The 15,998-nt window shown below is 60.6% G+C and carries 19 protein-coding genes; 2 read left to right on the forward strand and 17 right to left on the reverse strand.

The genetic code is table 11. The features are described 5' to 3' along the window. Positions 1 to 49: 49 nt before the first annotated feature. From JN12_RS11695 to nuoL, 3 genes are read right to left on the reverse strand one after another with little or no spacing between them, the layout of a single operon-like run. A complete protein-coding gene (locus JN12_RS11695; RefSeq protein WP_145022907.1) occupies positions 50 to 1,450 on the reverse strand; it encodes an NADH-quinone oxidoreductase subunit N in 1,401 nt (466 codons plus the stop codon). Then, positions 1,447 to 2,949: a complex I subunit 4 family protein gene (locus JN12_RS11700; RefSeq protein ID WP_145022909.1), complete on the reverse strand. Its 1,503-nt coding sequence runs from the start codon at positions 2,947 to 2,949 to the stop codon at positions 1,447 to 1,449. The genes JN12_RS11695 and JN12_RS11700 overlap by 4 nt, the downstream gene beginning before the upstream one ends. Further along, positions 2,946 to 4,907 (reverse strand): NADH-quinone oxidoreductase subunit L, encoded by a 1,962-nt coding sequence (gene nuoL / locus JN12_RS11705; RefSeq protein WP_145022911.1) that lies wholly within the window; start codon positions 4,905 to 4,907, stop codon positions 2,946 to 2,948. Before nuoL ends, JN12_RS11700 begins: the two co-directional genes overlap by 4 nt. Positions 4,908 to 5,167: 260 nt before the next feature. On the opposite strand from nuoL, the gene JN12_RS11715 reads away from it, so the two are divergent. Beyond that, on the forward strand, positions 5,168 to 5,425 hold the full coding sequence (locus JN12_RS11715; protein WP_211360536.1) for a type II toxin-antitoxin system prevent-host-death family antitoxin: 258 nt from the start codon (positions 5,168 to 5,170) through the stop codon (positions 5,423 to 5,425). Then, entirely contained in the window at positions 5,412 to 5,540 is a 129-nt protein-coding gene (locus JN12_RS21030) for a type II toxin-antitoxin system RelE family toxin (protein WP_281287731.1), read from the forward strand. The genes JN12_RS11715 and JN12_RS21030 overlap by 14 nt, the downstream gene beginning before the upstream one ends. A 73-nt stretch (positions 5,541 to 5,613) precedes the next feature. Here JN12_RS21030 and JN12_RS11725 read toward each other — a convergent pair whose 3' ends face one another. From JN12_RS11725 to JN12_RS11790, 14 genes are all read right to left on the reverse strand, one after another. Further along, complete coding sequence (locus tag JN12_RS11725; protein ID WP_145022916.1) at positions 5,614 to 6,540, reverse strand: hypothetical protein; 927 nt, start codon at positions 6,538 to 6,540, stop codon at positions 5,614 to 5,616. A gap of 71 nt (positions 6,541 to 6,611) precedes the next feature. After that, the gene (locus JN12_RS11730) at positions 6,612 to 6,893 is read right to left on the reverse strand and encodes a hypothetical protein (protein ID WP_145022918.1); all 282 of its coding nucleotides are present in this window, start codon (positions 6,891 to 6,893) and stop codon (positions 6,612 to 6,614) included. A 104-nt stretch (positions 6,894 to 6,997) separates the two neighbouring features. After that, positions 6,998 to 7,303 carry an NADH-quinone oxidoreductase subunit NuoK gene (nuoK, locus tag JN12_RS11735; RefSeq protein WP_145022920.1) on the reverse strand — a complete coding sequence of 102 codons (306 nt, stop codon included), beginning with the start codon at positions 7,301 to 7,303 and terminating at the stop codon, positions 6,998 to 7,000. Further along, positions 7,300 to 7,869, reverse strand: coding sequence for an NADH-quinone oxidoreductase subunit J family protein (locus JN12_RS11740; RefSeq protein ID WP_145022922.1), 570 nt, complete (start codon positions 7,867 to 7,869; stop codon positions 7,300 to 7,302). Before JN12_RS11740 ends, nuoK begins: the two co-directional genes overlap by 4 nt. Before the next feature lie 72 nt (positions 7,870 to 7,941). Continuing rightward, entirely contained in the window at positions 7,942 to 8,472 is a 531-nt protein-coding gene (gene nuoI, locus JN12_RS11745) for an NADH-quinone oxidoreductase subunit NuoI (RefSeq protein ID WP_145022924.1), read from the reverse strand. Positions 8,473 to 8,576: 104 nt separating this feature from the next. Beyond that, entirely contained in the window at positions 8,577 to 9,050 is a 474-nt protein-coding gene (locus tag JN12_RS11750; RefSeq protein ID WP_246125855.1) for an ankyrin repeat domain-containing protein, read from the reverse strand. A gap of 83 nt (positions 9,051 to 9,133) precedes the next feature. Next, complete coding sequence (gene nuoH / locus JN12_RS11755) at positions 9,134 to 10,123, reverse strand: NADH-quinone oxidoreductase subunit NuoH (protein ID WP_145022926.1); 990 nt, start codon at positions 10,121 to 10,123, stop codon at positions 9,134 to 9,136. 2 nt (positions 10,124 to 10,125) lie between these two features. Further along, positions 10,126 to 10,386: an Ada metal-binding domain-containing protein gene (locus JN12_RS11760; protein WP_145022928.1), complete on the reverse strand. Its 261-nt coding sequence runs from the start codon at positions 10,384 to 10,386 to the stop codon at positions 10,126 to 10,128. A gap of 226 nt (positions 10,387 to 10,612) precedes the next feature. Further along, positions 10,613 to 12,556, reverse strand: coding sequence for a molybdopterin-dependent oxidoreductase (locus tag JN12_RS11765; RefSeq protein ID WP_145022930.1), 1,944 nt, complete (start codon positions 12,554 to 12,556; stop codon positions 10,613 to 10,615). A gap of 3 nt (positions 12,557 to 12,559) precedes the next feature. Continuing rightward, on the reverse strand, positions 12,560 to 13,447 hold the full coding sequence (locus JN12_RS11770; protein WP_246125856.1) for a GGDEF domain-containing protein: 888 nt from the start codon (positions 13,445 to 13,447) through the stop codon (positions 12,560 to 12,562). Continuing rightward, positions 13,447 to 13,983 carry a V4R domain-containing protein gene (locus tag JN12_RS11775; RefSeq protein ID WP_145022934.1) on the reverse strand — a complete coding sequence of 179 codons (537 nt, stop codon included), beginning with the start codon at positions 13,981 to 13,983 and terminating at the stop codon, positions 13,447 to 13,449. Before JN12_RS11775 ends, JN12_RS11770 begins: the two co-directional genes overlap by 1 nt. Further along, complete coding sequence (gene nuoF, locus JN12_RS11780) at positions 13,973 to 15,271, reverse strand: NADH-quinone oxidoreductase subunit NuoF (protein ID WP_145022936.1); 1,299 nt, start codon at positions 15,269 to 15,271, stop codon at positions 13,973 to 13,975. The genes JN12_RS11775 and nuoF overlap by 11 nt, the downstream gene beginning before the upstream one ends. Continuing rightward, a complete protein-coding gene (locus tag JN12_RS11785; protein WP_145022938.1) occupies positions 15,272 to 15,622 on the reverse strand; it encodes a DUF488 domain-containing protein in 351 nt (116 codons plus the stop codon). A gap of 48 nt (positions 15,623 to 15,670) precedes the next feature. Then, positions 15,671 to 15,970, reverse strand: a complete 300-nt coding sequence (locus JN12_RS11790) for a c-type cytochrome (RefSeq protein ID WP_145022940.1) — start codon at positions 15,968 to 15,970, stop codon at positions 15,671 to 15,673. Positions 15,971 to 15,998 lie beyond the last annotated feature (28 nt).

Raw genomic sequence — 15,998 nt, forward strand, 5'->3', positions numbered from 1 at the left:
AAACCAGCAGGATGCAGGTGTATTTTTCAGCACATGATTCATTGTTTCCCTATCGTAGGATTTTCGCAGCCAGCTCGAGCATTCCTCCAGGCAGTACCCCCAGCAGAACAATCAGAGAAGAAACCAGTGCCAGGACAGTCGATTCCGTTGCCGTCGCGGCCGGCACCGTGAATGAATCATTCCGCGGTTGCAGATACAGACTGACCACCACCCGCAGGTAGAAATAGACCGACACGGCAGCAGTCAGCATGCCGGCAACGGCGAGGCCAAATTCGCCGGCCCGCAGGACAGCGGCGAAGATCAGGAACTTGCCGGTGAAGCCGGCGGTTGGTGGGATGCCTGCCAGGCTGAACAGGGCCAGTGCCAGCACTCCGGCCGCGAATGGGCTTTTGTAGCCCATTCCTCGAAGGTCGTCAACCCGTTCCACGGAACCACCTTCATCCAGGACGGTCAACGCCCCAAAGGCCGTGATGGTCATGGCGCCGTAGGCTACCGCATAAAAAGCTGATGCCTCGTACCCGCCGCTCTTCCCCGCCAGCAGCGCCAGGGCTACGTATCCCATCTGGCCAATCGAGGAGTAGGCCAGTAGCCGCTTCACATTTTCCTGCCGCAGTGCCGCTAGATTTCCGACCACCATGGAGAGGAGCGCGAGGCCACCCAGGGGGATTCGTAGGAAGTCGGCCGTGTCCAGCCTGGTGAGGAGCAGGAGGAGTGCCACGACCGCTGCCCCCTTGGATGCGGCTGCCAGGAAGGCGGTGACCGGCGTGGGGGCGCCCTGGTACACATCAGGGGTCCAGAGATGGGCCGGGACCAGTGATGCCTTGAAGGCCAGACCGATCAGCATGATTCCCCAGCCGGACCGAACCAGGAGATTGTCCCCGGCAGCGGCCCGCATGGCGGTGTCGATGGCGAGCGAGCCGCTGCCGGTATAGATCAGGGCAATGCCGAAGGCGATGAAGGCGGCCGCCACTGCCCCAAGCAGGAGGTACTTGAGGCCTGCCTCGGCGGAGGCTGGCCGGTTCAGGTCGATGGCCACCAGGATGTAGAAGGCAAACGTCAACGCCTCCAGGCCGAGAAAAAATGTCAAAAAATTGACCGATGCGCTCAGGGTGACCATGCCGAAGGCGGCAAAGAGCATTGTGGCCGGGAATTCCTCCCCTGCAATGCCATGGCGGGAGTTGTAGCGGTCGGCGAGCACCAGGACCGTTGCGGTGGTCAGGGAGAAGAAGATGGTGAAGAAGCGGGCGAACGGGGTGGCGGCCAGCCCAAGATTGGGGGCAAGAAGGGCGGGGGGGGACTGAACTGCCCAGAGTGCCGCGCCCAGTGTCACTGCCACGCCGACAGTTGTGGTGTAACGGCCGGGAACGATGGCGCCGAGCAGCAGGATCAGCAGGCTTCCTCCGGCCAGGAGCAGCAGCGGCATCAGTATCCAGAGGTCGGCGATGGTCACGGTGTCCCCCCGGTGAGGCCGGTCAGCAGGGCAACCGGGACCTTCAGCAGATCGAGCACCGGCTTCGGGTGCAGCCCCAGATACAGGTCAATGAGCGCCATGACGGTCAAAATAGTCCCCTCCCTGAACGTCAGGTCCGGGAGAGAGAGCGGGCGCCGCTCATCCAGGAACAGGACCTCCTGCACCAGCTTGACCGTGTAGGCCAGCGGCAGGACGATCCCCAGGAAGGCCAGCACCGCGGCCAGCGGCTGGACCCGGAAGGTGCCGGTCAGGATCAGGAACTCGCCCACAAAATTGTTGAGACCGGGCAGCCCGGCCGAGGCCATGGCAAAGAGCAGGAACAGGCCGGAAAGGAGCGGCACCTTTCCCCACAGACCGCCGTAGGCTGCGACCTCCCGGGTACCGGTCCGCTCGTCAAGCATCCCTACCAGGGCAAAGAGGGCAGCAGTCGTTACCCCGTGGTTGACCATCTGCAGGACAGCCCCGGAGAGGGCCATTGGTGTCCAGGCAGCGATGCCCAACGCCACAAACCCCATGTGGCCGACGCTGGAGTAGGCCACCAGCCGTTTCATGTCGGTCTGGGCGAAGGCAACCCACGAGGCATAGAGAATGCCGATTACGGCGACGATGATGAGGAGCGGCGTCAATGTTTTGGCAGCTGCCGGGAAGAGTGGGTAGCCGAAGCGGATCAGCCCATAGGCACCGGTCTTGAGCAGCAGGCCGGCCAGGATGACGCTGCCGGCAGTGGGGGCGTCGGTGTGGGCGTCGGGGAGCCAGGTATGGAGGGGGAACAGCGGAAACTTGATGGCAAAGGCCAGGAGGAAGGCGGCAAAGAGCCAGACCCCGGCCTGGGCTGGGATGATCGTGCCGGTCAAGGACATGAGGCCAAAGGTGTACTGCCCGGTCTGACTGCCGTGCAAAAGGTAGATGCCGATGATTGCCAGGAGCATCAGGAGCGAGCCGGCCAGGGTGTAGAGGAAGAACTTTATTGCCGAGTAGATCCGCCGGCCGTGTCCCCAGATGCCGATCAGAAAAAACATCGGGACCAGCATCACCTCCCAGAAGAGGTAGAAGAGGAACAGGTCCAGGGCCAGGAAGACCCCCATGATGCCGCTCTCCATCACCAGCAGCAGGGAGTAGTGCAGGCTGGACCGTTCCCTGATAGCGTTCCAGGAAACCACCATCCCCACCACGGTGACAAAGGCGGTCAGGAGCACCAGCAGCAGGCTGATCCCGTCCATCCCGAGCGTGTAGCGGGCACCGAGCCGGCCGATCCATGGCAGGTCCTCCAGCAGGAAGAAGCCGGGGAGTCTGGTGCCGGGCAGTAGCCGTGCCGCTGCCACCTCCAGGGTCAACCAGCCGGACAGGGCCAGTTCGGCCAGCCCGAACCCAAGGGCAATCTTTTGTGCCCGCTCCCGGCACTGCCAGACCGGCAGCAGGCAGAGCACGCCTAAAAGCGGCAGAAAGACGAGGCAGCTGAGGAGTGGATAGCCGGTCATCGAAACAGCACCCACACTAGATACCCCATCACCAGCGCCGCGCCGGCGGCAAGACTCAGCAGGTAGACCGAAACCCGGCCACTGGTCCAGCGGCCGAGCCACTGGCCGGTCCGGCCGAGGAGGTCGGCGAACCGGTCAAGGGAGTCGTCGATGATCCCTTCATCCACCGTCTGCCAGAGGATGCCGGCCAGCCGCTCGTAGGGGCGGATGATGAGGGTGCGGTAGAGCCGGTCCACATACCAGCCATACAGCAGGAAGGCGGTGAGGCCGGTCGGCTCCTGTTCAGCTTCGGAGATCCTGGTCTGCCGAGCAGCACCGGCATAGCGGGTTCTGGCCACCAGGAACCCGGCCAGACAGGCGATTGTCGCCGCTCCCTGGAGTAACAGTTCGGTCCCGGCTTTGGCATGGTGGGGAGGACCGGTGACCGGTGCCAGGAGGTCTGTCAAGACGCTGTGGCCGAGAAACTCCGGGAGGTTTAGCAGTCCACCGCCAAGTCCGAGGAGGGCGAGCGGGAGCAGGGTGAGCTCCATGAGGCGAGGGAGCTGAAATAGTGCTTCCCCCTTTGGGAAAGGGGGATCGAGGGGGATTTGCTTATGGGCAGCGTCGGAAATCCCCCCTGGCCCCCCTTTCTCAAAGGGGGGAGTATGAGGCTCACCGGCGAAGACCAGGTAGAGCAGGCGGAAGCTGTAGAGTGCGGTGATGTAGGCTGTGGCGAGGCCGAGCAGGTAGAGCCCGCCGTAGAGCGCGCCGCCTCTTTCCCAGACCGCTGCCAGGATCGAGTCCTTGCTGAAGAAGCCGCCGGTGAGTGGCACTCCGGCCAGACAGAACGTTCCGGCCAGAAACGGCCAGAAGGTGCCGGGCATGGATCTTCGCACCCCACCCATCCGGAAGATGTCCTGTTCGTGGTGCAGGGCGGTGATGATGCAGCCGGCACCCAGGAAGAGAAGTGCCTTGAAGAAGGCGTGGATCAGCAGGTGGAAGGTGGCGGCGGTCACGGCCCCGGCACCGACGCCGAGGATCATGTAGCCGATCTGGCTGATGGTGGAGTAGGCCAGTACCCGCTTCAGGTCACGCTGGGCCAGGGCGCAGGAGGCGCCGAAGAAGGCGGTCACCCCGCCGGTTATGGCTATGGCCGCCAGGGCGGTCGCTGAGCCGCCGATGAACGGCAGCATCCGGGCCAGCAGGTAGACTCCGGCTGTCACCATGGTGGCGGCGTGGATCAAAGCCGAGACCGGAGTCGGACCGGCCATGGCATCCGGCAGCCAGACCATCAGCGGCACCTGGGCCGACTTCCCCATGGCGCCGATCAGGAACAGGATACCGAGTGTGGTCACGACACCGGCAGGGATCAGGAACCCCATGGTGTTCAGTTCGGTGATCGATACCGTGCCAAAGAGCTGAAAGAGCCAGATGATGGCGATCCCGAGGGCCGTGTCGCCGATCCGGGTGGTGATGAACGCCTTGCGGCCGGCATCGGCGTTCTTCGTGTCCTTGTACCAGAAGCCGATCAGGGCGTAGGAACAGAAGCCGACCCCCTCCCAACCGAGGTAGAGGAGCGGCAGGTTCTCGGCCAGGACCAGCACCAGCATGGCGCAGACGAACAGGTTCAGGAGGGCGAAGAAGCGGACATACCCCGGATCGTCGGCCATGTAGGCCACCGAGTAGAGGTGGATCAAGCCGCAGACAAAAGTGATCATCACGGTCAGGGAGAGGGAGAGCGGGTCCAGGTACAGGGTGAGCGGAGCCTTGAAGTCGAAGACGGACAGCCAGGAAGCGAGCTCCACCGTCACCGGCGTGCGGTAGAGGGCGAAGGCACCGGCCGCCGCAGCGAAGCTTCCCCAGACCGTCCCGCAGGCAATGGTCTCCACGACCCGGCGCGGCAATAGGCGGCCGACCAGGGAATTGATCGTGGCTCCCAGCAGGGGGAGGAGGAGTATGAGGGTGAGGTAGGGTTTCATGTCATTATCATCAAAGTTGAAAAAGTTGGTCGTGATATCTCCATTACTGTTTTGTCGGTCTTCCCTCCAGGTACAGAGTATCTGCGCTCAAATCTGCCTCGTTGTCCCACTCCACGAAGTAGCCACCGTTGCGTATTCGCTTAAACATGCCAATGTTGCGCAGGGCTGCAACCTTCCTAAACCTGGAGTGTAGCAACAATGCAAGACTTGAAAAACTCCGAAAATAGCTCTATATTCAGAGCTTATCATAGGAGGTAGTTATGCACATCGATACCATTTACGCTGATCTTTCAGTTAGCATGTCGGAATTCAAGAAAAATCCGGCGCAGGTACTCCGTACCGCTGGAGAAAAACCGGTTGCGATTCTTAATCACAACCGTCCAGCATTTTACATGGTAACACCAAAAATTTTTGAGGCTCTTGTCGAAGCCCTTGCCGACCGTGAATTAACGGAACTTGTCCGCCACCGGCTTGCGCAAAAAGATCAGGCTGTCGAGGTCGACATTGACACCATCTGAAGCCGACAAGGGGAAAACCGCATATACCCTCAAGTTTGTCCCCGATGCTCTCAAGGAATGGCAGGCTCTTGACGGCAGCATCAAGGAACCTCTGCGCAAGGCGCTGGGGGAGTGAAGAGTGTCAGGTCTACACATGTGACATTGTCAAGAGTGTAGGTCTGACACCAACGCCCTTCAGTTGAACTTTTTCACTGCACAGATTGATTCTTGTGTAATGCTTCAATTGGCTTGGTTATAAAGGTATTTCTCGTGTAATCATTTTCCTTAAGGTCTACTGATTCTTTCCGATATATCTTGCCCGTCTTTTCATTGACAATCCAAATTTCTACGGGATTGATAACTACATAGTTGTACCTATTTATAATTTCCTTTGTTTTATCAATGGTTGGCTTGGAATGTGATTTGTAATTGTCTATGTAAGGGGCATATAAAGTTCCAATGATAACGATACCACCGTTATTGCTCAATTCCTTAGCTTCAGCAGGGGCCATTGGAATCTCGAAATCAATAAACCGTCGCTGTCTATAAAACTCGTCATAATACAAAGCGTATTTCAGCTTCACGATACCGTCACTAGCTACTTTAGGAGCATCGCGTCTCATTGAGATGGCAAACGACATATACTCATCTGCGGTTACATTTGCCTTTACACCGAATGCGTTGGTTCCGACATATTGTTTCCTTCCTACTTTTATGCTTGAAATATCAATTGACTCCCCGGCAAGAGGCAGAGTGACTGTCATTGCTTTCTTGTCAGCATCATAGTTATATCGGATATCCATATTCGAGTAGAAGCCGACCGTGTCGCAGAACTTCAAATTGCCAACAAGTGTCTTCTCACATAATTTTTGGCGTCTTGCTTCGTATTCCTCGGTGCTTTCATATTCATTCTTGTCGAGTTCACTTTTCTTTGAGAGCAGAGCGCGATATATGCTGATTGCATCATTTGTGGACTGTCGACTGAAGACATTCGCAGTAACATCGAAAGGTTTTTCTGGTTTGCTTTGCGACCCCTTCGTTTTCGCACTCTTTTTTGGTGCAGCATGAACAGAATCGGTTAGGAAAAAGCCCCATGATGTCAGTACGCAAATAATTAGGATTGTCTTGATCCGCATATATCCTCCAGTTTCGCATCCAGCCTCTGTTTTTCCTTTATCTCTTTTTAGGTTGGTTTCATGTTCGATGCCTAGCCCCAAAAAGTCCGGCAGTATGCCTTGCCGTCAATTTTCTTGTATTCAATGAGGTTTTGATCTTCCAGTAGCCTTGCAATAATGGCGAAAAGCCATCCCTTCTCGCCGTATTGCTTGTTGTTCTTTGGCACAGCAACAAAATTTAGTTCGAGCTTGCTCCTTACCTGTGCCGCTGGAACCCATCGATCTTTTGCTGATGCCTCTTGGCTGCGAATGTAGTTTAGGACTTCCATCGACATTTCCTTCAGAAGCCCATGAATCCGTTCTTTCGCGTCCATTGTTGCCTCCTCATATTTCAGTCGTTCAACTCATTGAGCAGTTCACGCGCGCGCGTGAACTGGTGATCATCCCAAATGGGACATTTAGTCAGTGATCATTAAAACTAACCCTGCATCTCACTGAACGCATCGGCATTCACGGTCTTCTTCCGCCGCTGCAGATAGACTACCAGCGCCAGGGCCAGGGAGACCTCGGCCGAGGTCATGGCCATGATCATCAGGGCGAAGATCTGGCCGTCCACGTTCCAACGGGCCGCGCCCCCCACGAACACCAGCATGGCGGCGTTCAGCATCACCTCGATGCCGATCAGCATCATGATGATGTTGCTCCGCCAGGCGAGCACCCCCACCAGCCCCAGGACGAAGAGGATGGCAGCGAGAATCAGGACGTGCTCCAGAGGGACGATCATATACCCCCCCTCGATCCCCCCTTGTCAGGGGGGAGGAATGGCTTGTCTCCTCCCCTGACAAGGGGAGGTTGGGAGGGGTTGGCTTTGCGTCTTTTCCCTAAGTAGAGCGTCCCGACCACGGCAAACAAGAGTTGCATGGAGATCACCTCCACGGCAACCCCATATTTCTGAAACAGAACGCGGCTGAACTCCCGGACGCTCACCGGCGGAGCAGCCCCAGAGCTTGTCCGGGCACCAGCGGCCAGGGTCACGATGGCGCCGAGGATAATTCCCCCCAGCAGCAGGGCCGGCCACCACTCCCGCAGGTGGGGACGCCAGGCCTTTTCCGGGTGGCCGAGATCCAGCATCATGATGACGAAGAGAAACAGCACCATGATGGCGCCGGCGTAGATGATCACCTCGAACACCGCCACCACCGGCGCGGCCAGCAGGTAGAAGATCACCGCCAGGGCGAAGAAGGAGGTGACCAGGTAGACGATGGCGTGCACCGGGTGCTTTTCGGTGATGGCGAGGATGGTGCCGACGACGGTGACGACTGCGAGGATGTAAAAAAGGATTTGTTCCATGTATTTCCATGTAGGGGCGATCCTTGTGATCGCCCGGATCAGGGCGAATACAAGATTCGCCCCTACGTTGATTTACGGCATCAACCCCCGTACGTCAACCGGCGGCTGTTCCTTTTCCCCTTCACCCCGCGGTTGGGCCACGCCGATGCCGGCCTGGCGGTAGAAGTTGTACTCGCTGTCCTTGCCGCCATGGTCGACCAGCAGATATTCCTTTTCATAGACCAGGTCCATGATGTCCCGTTTGCAGATTTCGTAATCCGGGGTCATCTGGATCGCCAGGGTGGGGCAGGCCTCGGCGCAGAGGCCACAGAAGATACAGCGGGAGAAGTTGATCCGGAACCACGCGGCGTAGCGCCGGCCGTCTGCCGTCTCTGCCGCCTGCATGGAGATGCAGTCCACCGGGCAGGCGGCAGAGCAGAGGTAGCAGGCAACGCACCGCTCCCCGCCGTCCGGGTCGCGGGTCAGGACGATTCGTGCCCGGTAGCGGGCGGGCGGCTGGCGCTTTTCTTCCGGATACTGGATGGTGACCGGTCGGCGGAAGATATGCTTCCAGGTGGTCCAGAACCCGGTGTAGATGGCTTTTATGTCGTCGAAAACAGGCATGGCGGAAAACGCTCGCCCTTTCCTTGGTCGCTGGAAATGGTTTCGCGTTCAAGTCTAACAGAAAAGGGGCAGGTTTCATCCTGCCCCTTTTGTAAATTGTGTCGTCAGGCGGTGGCTTGTTTTGCCCGCTCCGCTTTCTGCAGCAGGGCAAAGGCCAAAGGATGGTCGTTGTTCTTGGCGTAGATCATGGCCGTGTTGCCGGCCAGGGTCTTGGCGTGGACGTCAGCCCCGTTGAGTATCAGGGTCTGGACGGTGTGATTGCAGCCATAGATGGCCGCGAGCATGAGGGGGGTGTGCCAGTCCTTGTCGCGGGCGTTGACGTCCGCTCCGCTGGCGATGAGGAGGTTCACTACTTCTAACTGGCCGTTGGCAGCGGCATAGTGGAGGGCCGTTTTCCCTTTTGCGCTTTTGGCCTCCAGCTCCGCGCCACGGCGGAGCAGGTCTTTGACCCCCTCCGCATCACCCTCCTTGGCTGCCTCCATGAGTGGGGTGTGTCCTTGCTTGTTAACCGCGTTAACGTTATGCATACCCATCTCCCCCTTTCTGTTGATGCTGCCTGTCGCCACCGCTGTGTTCATACCATTACCTCCTCGTTTGGAATGCTCGGCACGATACGGGTGAACGAGGCCGCCATGATGCAGCCGCCTCGTGTGGAAACGAATCAACGGAGTGTGAGCCACCAGCCGGTGACAAGTATATTGATCAATGCTAACGGTGTCAAAGCTTTCCAGCCGAGCTGCATCAATTGGTCGTAGCGAAGCCTCGGCAGGGTGCCCCGCATCCAGATGAAGAAGAAGGCAAAGGCTAGGACCTTCAGGGAGAACCAGACTACGGGCGGGAGCAGCGGTCCGTGCCACCCCCCGAGAAAGAAGGTGGCGGCCAATCCACCCAGCACCAGGATGTTGATGTATTCGCCGACAAAAAAGAGCCCGAACCGCATCCCCGAGTACTCGGTGTGGAAGCCGGCCACCAGCTCCCCTTCTGCCTCGGGAAGGTCGAACGGTATCCGCTTGCATTCGGCGGCAATGCTGATCAGGAAGACGACAAAGGCAACCGGCTGGTAGCAGATGAACCATATGCCGGACTGGGCGTTGACGATGTCAGAGAGGCGGAAGGAGCGGGCCAGCATCACGGTCGGCACCAGGGAGAGCCCCATGGAGAGCTCGTAGGAGATGAGCTGGGCCAGGCCGCGGATGCTCCCCAGGAGGGCGTACTTGGAGTTGGAGGCCCATCCCCCCAGGGCAACGCCGTAGACGGCAATGGCGGAGAGGGCCAGGAAGAAGAGGAGCCCCACGTGCGGGTCCGCCACCTGGAGTGGTATCTCCCGGCCGAAAAGGGTCAGGGGGGCGCCGAAGGGGATGACCGAGAAGATGAGGATGGCCGGGATGGCGGCCATGGCCGGCGCCAGGTAGAAGAGCCATTTGTCGGCCGCTGGCGGCCGGAAGTCCTCCTTGGTCAGCATCTTGATCAGGTCGGCCAGTGGCTGGAGGAGCCCCAGCGGCCCGGCCCGGTTCGGCCCCTTGCGGTCCTGGATCCAGGCCAGCACCTTGCGCTCGGCAAAGACCAGGTACGCTGCGGCGGTCAGGATCACGAAGAAGACGATGGCGATCTTGGCCAGGAGCAGCAGCATGTCGAGCAGGGGGGTGGTCATGGCTACCTCGACGGACCCTGCTGCTGTCCGGGGGCGCGCCTCTCGGTCAGCGGCGGCCGGCACTTTTCACAGGGGAGATACCCGGCCTTGACCGCCTGGTCGGCGGTGTCGAACCGGACCAGATACTCCTTCCGGATCTTCTGGGTCCACTGGCAGCGTTTGAAGTGGTAGCGGTTCGAGGAGGACGAGCCCCAGAATTCGGCCAGGGCAGTGTCGGCGAGCAGGGTGGTGAGGAGAGTGGCTGCCAGTAGCAATTTCATCATGATAGATTCTCCTATTACATCCCCAATACGTCAAATATGATTCTAGTCTGTCGCATTGGGGTTCGTCCCATCGGGACAGAATGCTTGTAGCCGGGGGATTCATCCCCCGGTAACGGAATTGTGCAATCCTTCAGTCACGTACGTGACGAAAATAAATTGCCATTCCATGCATCCCGGCGATGAATCGCCGGGCTACCGGCATTCTGTCCTTTAGGCCCTTTGGGTCCTACGGGACGTTACCTGTATTTTGGCGGCTCTGCGTTCCAATAGCATTATTCAGGATGATCATCCCCGGACCTTCAGGATCGAGCATCCGCAGCGGTTCCCACTCCCCGCGCAGCGGTTCTGACGCCGGTTCGTCGCCCAGCCGCTCCAGAAGCGCAGCGATCACCTGCCAGGCGGGCCGGATGCCGCTGCCCGGCGGCAGGGTCCGGTGGGCACGGGGCGGGTGGAGGGCGGGATCGAGCCCCCTGATCGGGACCCCGGGTTGCATGACCCGCCTGAACCGCTGCCCACGACCCTCAGCATTGACAAAGGTGCCGTCCATTTCCACCCAGGAGGTTGTAGGCAGGATGATGTCCGCCTTTTCCGTGGAACTGTTCGGGAGCCAGTCCATGGCGGCAACGAACGGTACCCCTTCCAGCAGCTCGGCAGGGATGTCCGCCTCGATGCCAAGGACACCCTTCACCTGGCCGGAGGCTATCGCCTCGGCCAGGGGGACCGCTTCGTATTGACTCGCCAGGAGCGCTGCCCCGCAGGCGTTGGGGCCGGAGAGGAGGCAGATCGGCGGTGTCCCGCTCTTCATGATCCTGGCGATGGTGGCTGGCGTGCTGTGCCTGGTGCCGCAGATGATGACCGGCCTGTCGTAGATGCCGAACGGTACCTCTTCGGGAATGTCGAGCTGTACCGCCTCGACGCCGATCGCCTTTGCCTGGGCCAGCGGTGCATGCTTTCCCACCAGAAAGAGCGGTGCTCCCTGGAGCCAGGCCTGACGCACGGCCAGGGCCAGCAGCGGCCCTTCCTCCATGAGGTCGCAATCGACAATGGCGATGCAGTCAGCCTTCCGCACGTCGGACGGGGAGGCGACCCTGACCTCGTTCAGCAGTGAGACCGCCGTGGTGTGTCGCGCGCTCTCCTCTGTGGTGACGAAGTAGCTGAGGAACCTGGCGCCGAGCAGTTCTGCCAGTCGCGGCAGGAGAACGGCAGCTTCCAGGGGGAGGCGCGGTGAACCGACCACTGCCAGGCAGCCGGCACCGTGCAGGTCATACAGTTCGCCGACCCGGAGCAACAGCCGGTCCAGGGCGTCGTCCCACGAGGCTTCCTTCCCGCCGACGCGGGGGGCGCGTGGTCTGGCCGGATCGTTGACCGCGCCGTTGCCGAAGCGGCCTTGGTCGCAGATGAACCAGCCGTTAACGGCGTCGTTTCTCCTCGCCATTACCTTCAGCAGCTCCCGGTAGCGGGCCGCCGGCACGGTGTTGCATCCCAGGGAGCAGTGGGGGCAGACCGACGGTGCCATTTCATAGTCCCAGTAACGGGCCCGGAAACGGGCAGTTTTGTCGGTAAATACCCCGGTGGGGCAGATGTCCACCAGGTTGCCGCTGAAAGGGGACTCAAGCTCCCCATCCCGGAAACGGCCGAAATAGACCCGGCTGGCGCTTCCCATGACCCCGAAATCACTGCCGCCGGCAACCTCCTGGTAAAAGCGGGCGCAGCGGTAGCACTGGATGCAGCGGTTCATTTCGTGTTCGATGTGGGGGCCGAGGAACTGGTTTGAGTGGGTCCGCTTCGTGCCCTGATAGCGCCGGATGCCGTGGCCGCCGGCCACCGTGAAATCCTGCAGGAGGCATTCTCCTCCCTCGTCGCAGACCGGGCAGTCATGGGGGTGGTTGAGCATCAGCCATTCGATGACATGGCGGCGCATGGCCTGTGCCTCCTCGTCAACGGTGGAGACCACCATGCCGTCCCGGGCAGGGAGCATGCATGACATCTGAATCCCCTTCACCGGTCCCTCCAGGAGCTTGACGGCGCAGACCCGGCAGGCGCCGACACTGCCGAGCGCCGGGTGGTAGCAGAAGTGGGGGATGACGATCCCCACCTTTCGGGCCGCCTCCAGGACCGTGGTGCCGGCCGGCACCTCGACCGGTATGGTGTCTATGGTCAGTCTGGGCATGGATTACATCCTGATTCCAGTCGTCTTCACCTTTCGGGCCGCCTTGTCCTCGTACATCAGCCGGTCGGCCTGTTTGTGGGTCAGGTCCAGGTCGCCGCGTGACGAAGCGGTCGCCAACCCCAGTGACATGCCGAGAAAAAACTCCGTCTGCTCGCAGTTGTAGGCAGCCTCTTCGTCCCTGATCCGTTCGAGCACCCTGGCGGCTGCCTCCAGGTCGGCACCGGGCAGGATGATAGCGAACTCGTCGCCGCCGATGCGCGCTACCACGTCTTCGCCCCGGACCGCTGAGGTCAACACCCGTGCCGCCTGCTGGATGAGGCGGTCGCCGGCAGCGTGGCCGCGGGTATCGTTGATCTCCTTGAGCCCGTCCAGATCGACCACGATGATGCTGACCGGGAAGTGGCGGCCCCGGTCCAGTCGTGCCAGCTCCTCGCTGAAAAAGGAGCGGTTATAGACGTCGGTCATGGTGTCATGGCTGCTCACGTAGCGCAACTGCTCCTCGGTCCGCTGTTTGTCGCGCAGGTTGGTGATCAGCTGGTTGAAGGCCACCGAGAATTCGCCGAGAAAATCGACCTGCTGGGTCAGGTCGCCGGCAGCGATCTGCTGGGTCTGCCAGGTCAGGTGGCGCAGGCTTGAGTGGAGATGTTTGAAGGGAGCGATGAGCTGGTTGCGGGCCGGCGGTTCCTGACACAGGTCTCCCGCTGCCAGTGCCAGGAGGAACGGCCTGGCCTCGGCAAACGCATGTATGAGACGGTTCACCGCTTCGGCCAATGCCCTGATCTCGACCGGATCTCCATCGGTGGCCTCAACCGCTTGGGCCGTCTCTCCGCGGAGCAGCGCCGACAGCTGCTCGGTCATGGACCAGAGCATCTCCTTTTCCTTTTCCATCATCACGTTTCCTCTCCTGCCGGTTTCGTCACGAACCGGCAGGTCCGCTCGCCGGTGGCCCAGCAGTCCACTTCCCGGGCCGTGAACGGCTGGCCGGTATAGACATTGAATATACCGGCAAAGAACCCCTCGTCGTACTCGCAGACCGTTTCACCGCTAACCGGCAGACCGGAGCATTCCAGGTCTTCGGAGACCGTCAGGACGAACTCCATGGCCACGGAATCGGCCTTCTCGATCCGCAGGATACCTATGCCGAGGCTCTTCAACCTTTCCTGAAGAAGGGCGACGAAGGGGTTGAAGGCGAGCCCGGTATCCAGCATGTTGCGGCAGAACTCCTCGCCTGCCAGTTGTCCCGCCTCCCGTATGATCTCGCCGGCTGCATCGGCGCCGTACCGTTCGGCGAGGACGTCTCTCAGGGCATACTGCATTAGCCGGTAGACGAGGATGTTCGTGGCTATCCCCAGGTTGGGCCGTGCCGCGGTCACGTCGCCCAGGTCTTTCCATTGGAACCGGCTCCGGCCGGGCAGTTCATTTCCCATCGGTCCCTCCCGTGAGTAGCGGTGCCCCTGCGAATGGGCACCCCTTGTGAAGGATGTGCTCCCTGATCTCATCCTCGAAGAGCCGGAGCAGCCCCTCCACCGACCCCATGGCGCCGGGAGCCAGGGCGCAGAAGGCGTAGTTCAGGAGTCGGACATGTTCGCGGAGCAGTTCGATATCGTCAGCGGTGCCATTGCCCTGCTCGATTCTGGTCAGGATCTCGACGACAAACGGAAGCCCTTCCCGACAGGGCGTGCACCAGCCGCACGACTCGCGGGCGTAGAACCTGACGAGATTCAGGGTGACTGCGACCATGCAGACCGATTCGTCAAAGACCACGATCCCACCGGTACCGAGGCGGGAGCCGGCCTTGGCCACGCTGTCAAAGTCCATCGGGACGTTGAAATGGTCGGCAGTGAAGTAGGGGGTCGAGGCCCCGCCGGGGATGCAGGCCTTGAAACGGCTTCCCGGCCGCATCCCGCCGCAGTGGTTGTCGATGATCTCGCCGAGGGTGATCCCCATCGGCAGTTCGAAGCAGGCACTGTTCCGGACATGGCCGCTGACGCAAAACAGTTTGGTGCCGGCCGCCTCGGGGATGGCTGCCAGTCCCTTGAACCAGGCCGGTCCGTTCAGCACGATGGCCGGCACATTGGCCAGGGTCTCCACGTTGTTCACCACCGTCGGGCCGCCCCACAGCCCCTTTATGGCCGGGAAGGGGGGTTTGCTCCGCGGGTTGGCCCGCCTCCCCTCCAGGGCATTCATCAGGGCCGTCTCTTCGCCGCAGATGTAACGACCGGCCGAGACGTGCAGGTCGATGTGGCAGCTGAAGCCGTTTCCCAGGATGTTGTCCCCGAGCAGGCCCGCCTGACGCGCCTCGTCTATGGCGCGCCGTAGGTTGGTCGCTGCCGTCTCGTAGCCGCGGCGGATGAAGACGAAGGCGCGCCGCACCTCCAGGGCGTAGGCGGCCAGGATCATCCCCTCCACCAGGGCGTAAGGATTCGCCTCCAGGAGCACCCGGTCCTTGTAGGTCCCGGGCTCCATCTCGTCGCAGTTGCAGATGAGCCAGCAAGGACCCGGCAGGTCACGCGGGACGAACGACCACTTCTTGCCGGTGGGGAAACCGGCACCGCCGCGACCCCGCAGCCCCGAGTCGATCACCAGCTGCTGCACCTGGTCGGGCGAGCATTCGGTCAGCCCTTTCCGAAGCGCGGCGAATCCCCCCTCGGCTCGATATTCGTCGAAGGTCACGCAGCGGCCGGGCTTGTTATGCCTGAACAGGAGCTGTTCCATCTATTCCGTCGGTTCCTCCAGGATCTGCTTCAATACTACGGCGTTGTTGTATTCCTCATCTCTGGCGGCAAAGAGGAGGGTTACGGTCCCTGTTGCTGCCTGCTCCCGCAGGGTTTCCAGGAGTTCTGTTCTGCCGCGGAGTTCTTCGGCATAGCGGCTCCGGAATTCGTCCCACTTTGCCGGGTCGTGGCAGAACGAACGGCGTAGCGAGTCGCTCGGAGCCAACTCCCTTAGCCAATCGTCGATCCGGGCGTTCTCCTTGCTCATTCCCCTCGGCCAGAGCCGGTCGACCAGCACCCGTCGGCCGTCGGCCAGGGATGGCTGTTCATAAATCCGTTTGCACTTGATCATAACCGTTCCGGCAGCGACGGAAGTTCCCGCCGCCACCGGCTCCTTTGGTCACTTCTTGAAGGTCTTGACGATGTAGTCGGCAACGGCCTTGGCGTCGGCATCGGAAATGGCCTTCTGGTCGAAAGCGGTCATGCCGCCGCCTCCGTTACGGATCTTTTGGACGATATTCTTGGTATCCTTGAGTCCTTTGAGACTCGCTTTCGGTTTCATGATATTGCCGCCACCCGGATGGCAGGCGGCGCATTTCTCTTTAAAGAGTGCCTCGGCTTTTTTCCCCTCGGCCAGGGCAGTTCCGGCAAACGAGGCCAGGGTCAGGGCAGCAGCGGACAGCAGGGCTATTTTTTTCATGCAGTTTCCTCCTACTTAGGTTGGTCCG

Source organism: Geobacter argillaceus, from assembly GCF_007830735.1.
GTDB lineage: Bacteria > Desulfobacterota > Desulfuromonadia > Geobacterales > DSM-12255 > Geomobilibacter > Geomobilibacter argillaceus.